The sequence below is a fragment of the Pseudomonas sp. TWI923 genome (assembly GCF_039673365.1).
GTDB lineage: Bacteria > Pseudomonadota > Gammaproteobacteria > Pseudomonadales > Pseudomonadaceae > Aquipseudomonas > Aquipseudomonas sichuanensis.
Window position 1 is genome coordinate 54,846 of record NZ_JBDJLM010000030.1, and the last position, 6,586, is coordinate 61,431.

At 65.0% G+C, this 6,586-nt stretch carries 7 protein-coding genes; 3 read left to right on the forward strand and 4 right to left on the reverse strand.

From position 1 onward, the window contains the following. Nucleotides 1-214 precede the first annotated feature (214 nt). The 3 genes from ABE459_RS13810 (at nt 215) to ABE459_RS13820 (ending at nt 2,157) form a co-directional block, all read left to right on the forward strand. The gene (locus tag ABE459_RS13810) at nt 215-658 is read left to right on the forward strand and encodes a carboxypeptidase regulatory-like domain-containing protein (protein ID WP_125463968.1); all 444 of its coding nucleotides are present in this window, start codon (nt 215-217) and stop codon (nt 656-658) included. Between the two features lie 45 nt (nt 659-703). Further along, nucleotides 704-1,435, forward strand: a complete 732-nt coding sequence (locus ABE459_RS13815) for a phytanoyl-CoA dioxygenase family protein (RefSeq protein WP_323830946.1) — start codon at nt 704-706, stop codon at nt 1,433-1,435. Nucleotides 1,436-1,635: 200 nt separating this feature from the next. Continuing rightward, on the forward strand, nt 1,636-2,157 hold the full coding sequence (locus ABE459_RS13820; protein ID WP_125463970.1) for an acyloxyacyl hydrolase: 522 nt from the start codon (nt 1,636-1,638) through the stop codon (nt 2,155-2,157). A 31-nt stretch (nt 2,158-2,188) separates the two neighbouring features. Here the strand turns inward: ABE459_RS13820 and ABE459_RS13825 are convergent, their stop codons facing one another. From ABE459_RS13825 to ABE459_RS13840, 4 genes are all read right to left on the reverse strand, one after another. After that, a complete protein-coding gene (locus tag ABE459_RS13825) occupies nt 2,189-3,079 on the reverse strand; it encodes a universal stress protein (protein WP_258706497.1) in 891 nt (296 codons plus the stop codon). Between the two features lie 174 nt (nt 3,080-3,253). Continuing rightward, entirely contained in the window at nt 3,254-4,405 is a 1,152-nt protein-coding gene (locus tag ABE459_RS13830) for an acyl-CoA dehydrogenase family protein (RefSeq protein WP_125463972.1), read from the reverse strand. 16 nt (nt 4,406-4,421) lie between these two features. After that, the gene (locus ABE459_RS13835) at nt 4,422-5,492 is read right to left on the reverse strand and encodes an enoyl-CoA hydratase/isomerase family protein (protein WP_125463973.1); all 1,071 of its coding nucleotides are present in this window, start codon (nt 5,490-5,492) and stop codon (nt 4,422-4,424) included. Between the two features lie 179 nt (nt 5,493-5,671). Beyond that, entirely contained in the window at nt 5,672-6,463 is a 792-nt protein-coding gene (locus tag ABE459_RS13840) for a LuxR C-terminal-related transcriptional regulator (RefSeq protein ID WP_323830947.1), read from the reverse strand. Between the last annotated feature and the right edge of the window lie 123 nt (nt 6,464-6,586).

Genomic DNA, 6,586 nt, shown 5'->3' on the forward strand with positions numbered 1-6,586 from the left:
CGCAGCAGCCCCAACAATCTTGAGGTGAATCTACGATCCTGGGGGCGCTTCGCACCCCTTTCGCGACACAAGGCCGCTCCTACAGTAAGACGGCGTTATGCCTGTGGGAGCGGGCGCAGCCCATGCCCAGACTAACGGTCTGAAACCTCGCGAACGCGCGCTGCAGCCAGGCATCAAAACTGTGTAGACCATCCCTCCAAGGGAGGAATGCACCATGCGTACCCATCACTACGGGCTTTGCGCGGCATTGCTGGTAACCCTGGCCATGCCCTGGACCTTGGTCGCCGCCGCCGACCTCAACGCCCCCATCGACCCACAAGCCGTGCACCTGCAGCCGCAGGAGCAGAACGGCATCCGCTACCTGCAGGGCGGCATTGGCCAGGATGAGGCCAACGCCTTGCGCCGTACTCCCGGCTACGACCTGCACATCACCCTGTCGACCGGTGCCGAAGGCAAGTTCCAGAGCGGCGCGGCGCTGGACATCCAGTCTGCCCAAGGCAAGTCGGTGCTGGCCTTGCAAGACGTCGGGCCACTGATCTTCGTGCAGCTGCCACCTGGGCACTACCGTGTGACGGGCAATGCCGAAGGCCAGAGCGTGCAGCAGCAGGTCAATGTCGACGGCAAGTCGCCGGCACGGGTGGACCTGAACTGGCGCTGAGCAAACAAGAGTACAAATGTGCTCATGGCCCGTGGAGGGACACTGATGAACCCGCTTGAGTCCCTCCACGAGCAGGGCTTCGCCCTGATACCCGGCGTGCTCGACCCCGCGCGCATCGCTTTGCTGCGCGGTGCCATCGACGCCCTGCAACCGCTGCATTGGGACTATCAGGGCCTGCTCGAACACTACAAGTGTGTGTTCAACCGCGACCCGCTGTGGTTGCCGTTTCTCGACCTGCCACCTTTGATCGAACTGGCCGAAGCGGTGCTGGGCAGCGACTGCCACGTCATCGGCCAGACCGCCTGGCGCAGCCACCCAGGCTACCCGGGCATGGGCCTGCACCTGGACCATCTGCCCATGGCATTGCCGGCCGAGCTGCGCGGTCGCTTGCGCCTGCCCGCGCAGATTCTCACCGCGCAGCTGTATCTGTGCGATATCGACCTGCAAGTGGGGCCGACCCTGATCATCCCCGGTAGCCACAGCGCAGGTCGCGCCCCCCAGCCGGGCGAGGACAACTGGCAAGGGCAGGGCCTGCGCCCGGTGCTGTGCCAGGCGGGGGACGCGCTGGTGATGCGCAGTGATGTCTGGCACAGCGGCGGCGCCAATCGCAGTGCCGAGCGGGTGCGCGACATGCTGCAGGTGCATTACGGCCGACGCATGGTGGCGCAGAAGTTCTCGCCCTATCTCACCTGGCGTTTCAACCCCGAGGTGCTCGCTGCGGCCACGCCGCGCCAGCGGCGGTTGCTGGGCGAGCATGAAGAATCGGTCTATGACTGAACGAGGCGTTGGCCAGTAGTGGCAAAGTACTTCCAACCTGTGGCGTGTTCAGACAATAATCGCGAAAACTATTACCACTTGTGACCTGGTTGGATGCGCCAGCTCACGGGTGCATAACGAGGGGCCCAAGCCCCCATTTGCCGCAGGCCTGCGCACGTCAGGCCGGGCCTGTTCGTGAAGACCTTCAGGAGTAGTCATTGATGAACACCCGTCTTGCCAGTTCCCTGGCCGCTTTCGTGCTGGCGTTCGCCGGCGCCAACCTGGCTCAGGCCGCACAGCTGTCCGGCGCAGTCGGTGCCACTAGCCAGGGCGACATGACCTACCGTCTCGGTGCGTCGTTCGACTGGGACAAGCGTTGGCTGGAAAGCAGTGCAGGCCACCTGACGGGTTATTGGGATGCGGCCTACACCTACTGGGAAGGTGGCGACTACAGCGGCGCCCATTCGCTGTCATTCAGCCCGGTGTTCGTTTATGAGTTCAGCGGCTTCACCTATACCCCGTTCATCGAGGCCGGCATCGGCCTGGCGGCGTTCTCCAAGACCGAGGTCGGCGACCAGCGCCTGGGCTCTGCGGTCAACTTTGAAGACCGCATCGGCTTTGGTCTGAAACTGCCGGCTGATCAGAAGATCGGCATCCGCGCCATGCATTACTCCAACGCCGGCATCAAGCAGCCCAACGACGGCATCGAGTCGTATTCGCTGTTCTACAGCAAGGGCTTCTGAGCCACTGCGGGGCAAACCAATTTGTCCCCGCTCAACGCACTGCCTTGATCGCCAGCACGTTGCACAGCGGGTGCTCCAGCACGTGCGACGTCGTCCCGCCGAGGAAGGTGTGCAGCGCATCATGCCGGTGAGTGCCCATGACGATCACGTCGATGCGGCTGTGGCTGACGTACTGGGCGATCGCCTTGATCGCCGGCCCCTCGAGGAAATGCCTGCGCTCCAGGGCGATCTCATAGTGATCGCCCAGGCGGTTGAAGGCCGCGCGCTGGGCGGCGCGCACGCTGCCTTCGAAGCCGGGCATGGTCACGGTGCCGGCGCCGAAGTCGGCGATATGGGTTTTTGCCGCGTCGCACACGTGTAGCAGGTGCAGTTCGGCGTTGCACTGCAGGGCCAGGGCATGGGCGCTGCGGAACACCTGGTCGTCCAGGTGCTCGCCGGCGCCGTGCAGGTTGAGGTCGACCGCTGCGGCGATCTGGCGGGGCAAGGGCAGGCGGACATCGCTGACCAGGTGCACGGCCACCGGGCTGTCCTTGAGCAGTTGCCAGTCCAGTGGCGTGACCAGCAGGCGCTTGAGCACCGGTTCGTGCTGCACGTCCTTGATCAACAGGTCGCAGCCCAGGCGTTCGATCTGTTCGACTGCGCTGCCTAGCGGGTCGCGGGTCAGCAGCAGCTCGGTCGACACATCCAGCCCGTTGTCGGCCAGTTGCTCCTTCGCATCCGCCAGCCATTGCCGGTTATCGGCGAGCAGCCGTTCGCGCTCGCGGCCATCGCTCATCAGCCCGAAGGTATCGACGTCGTCGACGAATACATTGATGTCCAGCAGGGCCCCGCTGGACTCGGCCAGTGCCGCGGCCCGTTGCAGGGCAGGGCTGTAGCGCATCTGCGGGCCGAGCATGACGAACAAACGCTTGAACTGGCTCATCGCACACCTCCACGTGTGGCAGCCCCCCGTTCATGCCTGATCTGTATGGCCCTTGCCGTGCGTTGCGGTGCGGGCGTTGCCCATTGAGTCTAGCTGTTGGAAGACTTTGCGCGCCCCTGTAGGAGCGGCCTTGTGCCGCGAAAGGGCCGCTCCTACAGGGGGCGCGCGGCGCATTCAAAGGGCGTAGTGCTTCAACTCCCGCGCAATCAGCATGCGCTGGATCTCGCTCGACCCTTCGTAGATCTGGGTAATCCGCGCATCGCGGTAGTACTTCTCTACCGGGTAGTCCTCCAGGTAGCCGTACCCACCGTGCACCTGGATCGCCATCGAGCACACCCGCTCAGCCATTTCCGAGGCGAACAACTTGGCCTGGGAGGCCTCCGACAAACACGGCTTGCCGGCCGTGCGCAGCCGCGCGGCATGCAGGATCAGCAAGCGCGCAGCGTTGATCTGCACCTGCATGTCGGCCAGCAGGTTAGCGATGCTCTGGTGCTCGTTGATCGGCTTGCCGAACTGGATGCGGTCACGGGAATACAGCAGCGCCGCCTCGAACGCCGCGCGGGCGATGCCCAGGGCCTGGGCGGCGATGCCGATGCGCCCACCTTCGAGGTTGGACAAGGCGATTGCCAACCCCTTGCCACGCTCACCCAGCAGGTTGGCGGCAGGGATACGGCAGTTGTCCAGGGTGACCGCGCAAGTGTCGGAAGCGCGGATCCCCATCTTGTGTTCGCTGCGGTCGACCTTGAACCCCGGGTTGTCGGTGGGTACCAGGAACGCCGACAGGCCTTTCTTGCCCAGCTCCGGGTCGGTCACCGCGAACACGATGGCCAGCTTGGCGCGGCGGGCGTTGCTGACGAACTGCTTGGCACCGTTGATCACCCACTGGCCATCGACCAGCTCGGCGCGGGTGCGCAGGTTGTGGGCTTCGGAACCCGCCTGGGGTTCGGTCAGGCAGAAGCAGCCGATCACTTCACCGCTGGCCAGTTTCGGCAGCCAGGCCTGTTGTTGCTCAGGGTTGCCGTAGGCCAGCAGCGGGCCGCAGCCCACCGAGTTGTGAATGCTCATCAGCGCCCCTATGGCGCCGTCACCGGCCGAGATTTCCTCCACCGCCAGGGCATAGGCGACGTAGTCGGTGTAGCTGCCGCCGAACTGTTCCGGGGCGACCATGCCGAGCAGGCCCAGCTCGCCCATCTTGCGTACCACCTCGTCATCGATCCAGCCGGCCTTTTCCCAGGCCTGGGCGTGGGGCGCGATCTCGCCACGGGCGAAATCCCGCGCCATGTCGCGGATCATGATCTGTTCTTCGCTCAGTTCCAGGTCTTGCATCTGCGTACTCCCGGCCTTACAGGCCTTCGAAGAATTGGTCGACCCGCTGGGCATTGAGCGCCGCCAGGGTCGGCGGGTTCCAGCGTGGTTGCTTGTCCTTGTCGATGATCAGGGCGCGCACGCCCTCGATGATGTCGCCGTGGTCGAACCACTGGCGGTCGATGTGCAGCTCCATGGCGAAGCAGTCTTCCAGCGCCAGGTGGCGGCCACGACGCAACAGCTCCAGGGTCACGGCCATGGCCAGCGGCGAGCGGGTCTGTAGCAGCTCGGCGGTGTCCAGCGCCCATTGGTGGCTGTCACCGATGCTCACCGCGCGCAGCTGCTCGATGATGCTGGGCAGGTCGGGCAGGGCGAAGAAGTGGTCGATCACCGGGCGCAGCCTGGCCAGCGGCGCATCGCCCAGGGTCTGGGTGCCAAGCCGTGCGAGCAGGCCTTGCAGGTCCTTGAGCGGGTGGTCGCCGAATGCCAGGCGGTCGAGCCCCTCATCCAGGGCGGCCAGTTTGTCGCTGTCCAGGTACCAGTTGGCGAGGCCGCAGTACAAGGCGTCGGCGGCCTTTATCTGGATGCCGCTGACGCCCAGGTAGATACCCAGCTCGCCGGGCACGCGTGGCAGGAAGTAGCTGCCGCCGACATCGGGGAAGTAGCCGATGCCCACCTCGGGCATCCCCAGGCGGCTGCGCTCGGTGACGATACGCAGGTCGCAGCCCTGGGCCAGGCCCATGCCACCGCCCAGGGTGAAGCCGTCCATCAGCACCATGACCGGCTTGCGGTAACGGTGGATGCACAGGTCGAGGGCGTATTCCTCTTCGAAGAAGTCCAGGTGCAGGCGCTGGCCGGCCTTGTAGCTGTCATGCAGTGAGCGGATATCGCCACCGGCGCAGAAGCCCTTCGGCCCTTCGCCGCGCAGCACCACGGCCTGCACGTCGGCGTCCTGGGCCCAGCGATGCAGGTGTTTTTGCAGGCTGCGAACCATGTCGAGAGTGAGGGCATTGAGGCCGGCGGGGCGGTTGAGTGTGAGGTGGCCGATATGGTTACGGACCTCGGCCAGTACATGATCCGTTGCCGAGGTGTGAGCGTGCGCGGTCATCGCGTTCTCCCTGCTTTGTTATTGATTTTCCAAGTGAAGCCTGGAATGCGCGGGCGGGTCGCAGGATCCTGTCATGCGAATTTACCTTGCACAATTGGCAAATCTGCAGGGTGGGGCTGCATTTTTACCTTGGGTGCGCGCCTTCTGGCCGAGGTGGTTTCACTTTAACCCTTTGGCCCTCACGGATCCTGCGGATCGTGCCCCAGCGACTGCAGGAACAACGAAAACAACTCCGACTGTGACGAAATATCCAGCTTGGCGTAAAGGTGCCGCCGATGCACCTTGACCGTCTCCGGCGAGATCGCCAGCCGTTCGGCCATGGCCTTTGACGAATACCCCCGCAACACCAGCCGGGCGATCTCCAGCTCGCGCTCCGACAGCACCTTGGCGCCGAACAGGCTCATGGCATCGCGTACCTGGCTGGCCATCGCCGGGGCCGGGCGCTGGCTTTGCTGTTGCCAGTGCTGGCCGAGCAGCGCCAACACCCACGGGCAGACCATTACCAGCACGCCATGCTGCGCCGCCGCGAAGCGCTGGCGGCTGCCCAGCGACAGCGACAGGGCGCCGCTGTCGCCCAGTTGCACGATGAACTGCATTTCGTCTTCCAGCACATGGTCGTGGAAGTAGGTGAGGTAGTACTCGCTCTGGCGGAACTGGTCCGGCGCCACTTCTTCCAGGCGGTGCAGGCCAGCGCCGATGCCTTCCTGGCAGGCCTGGTAGAAGGGGTCGAGCTGGTACAGCCCGCTCAGGTACAGGGCCATGGCCTCGGGGTTGCCCTCGCCGCGGGCATCGAAGATCTCCAGCGCCCGCGGCAGGCCGGCGCGCGGGTAGAACATCGCCAGGGCATTGTCGAACGGCACCCAGTGCTGCAACAGCAGCATCAACTGGCGCCAGAAGCGCGGCTGGCCGAGCTGCTCGACGGTGCGGGCCAGGCCCGCGTGGGCGCTGGCTTCGGTGAACAGGTTGTGCATGGGCGGGCTCGATAGGTGTAGGAGCGGCCTTGTGCCGCGACAGGACCGCAAAGCGGTCCCCGGATATCAGCGTTGCCACATCAATCGTCGGGGCCGCTTCGCGGCCCTTTCGCGGCACAAGGC

Excerpts from the sequence above, each read along its gene's own strand:
- ABE459_RS13810 (WP_125463968.1), top strand. The coding sequence starts at position 215 with ATGCGTACCCATCACTACGGGCTTTGCGCGGCATTGCTGGTAACCCTG.
- ABE459_RS13815 (WP_323830946.1), top strand. The coding sequence starts at position 704 with ATGAACCCGCTTGAGTCCCTCCACGAGCAGGGCTTCGCCCTGATACCC.
- ABE459_RS13820 (WP_125463970.1), top strand. The coding sequence starts at position 1,636 with ATGAACACCCGTCTTGCCAGTTCCCTGGCCGCTTTCGTGCTGGCGTTC.
- ABE459_RS13825 (WP_258706497.1), bottom strand. The coding sequence starts at position 3,079 with ATGAGCCAGTTCAAGCGTTTGTTCGTCATGCTCGGCCCGCAGATGCGC.
- ABE459_RS13830 (WP_125463972.1), bottom strand. The coding sequence starts at position 4,405 with ATGCAAGACCTGGAACTGAGCGAAGAACAGATCATGATCCGCGACATG.
- ABE459_RS13835 (WP_125463973.1), bottom strand. The coding sequence starts at position 5,492 with ATGACCGCGCACGCTCACACCTCGGCAACGGATCATGTACTGGCCGAG.
- ABE459_RS13840 (WP_323830947.1), bottom strand. The coding sequence starts at position 6,463 with ATGCACAACCTGTTCACCGAAGCCAGCGCCCACGCGGGCCTGGCCCGC.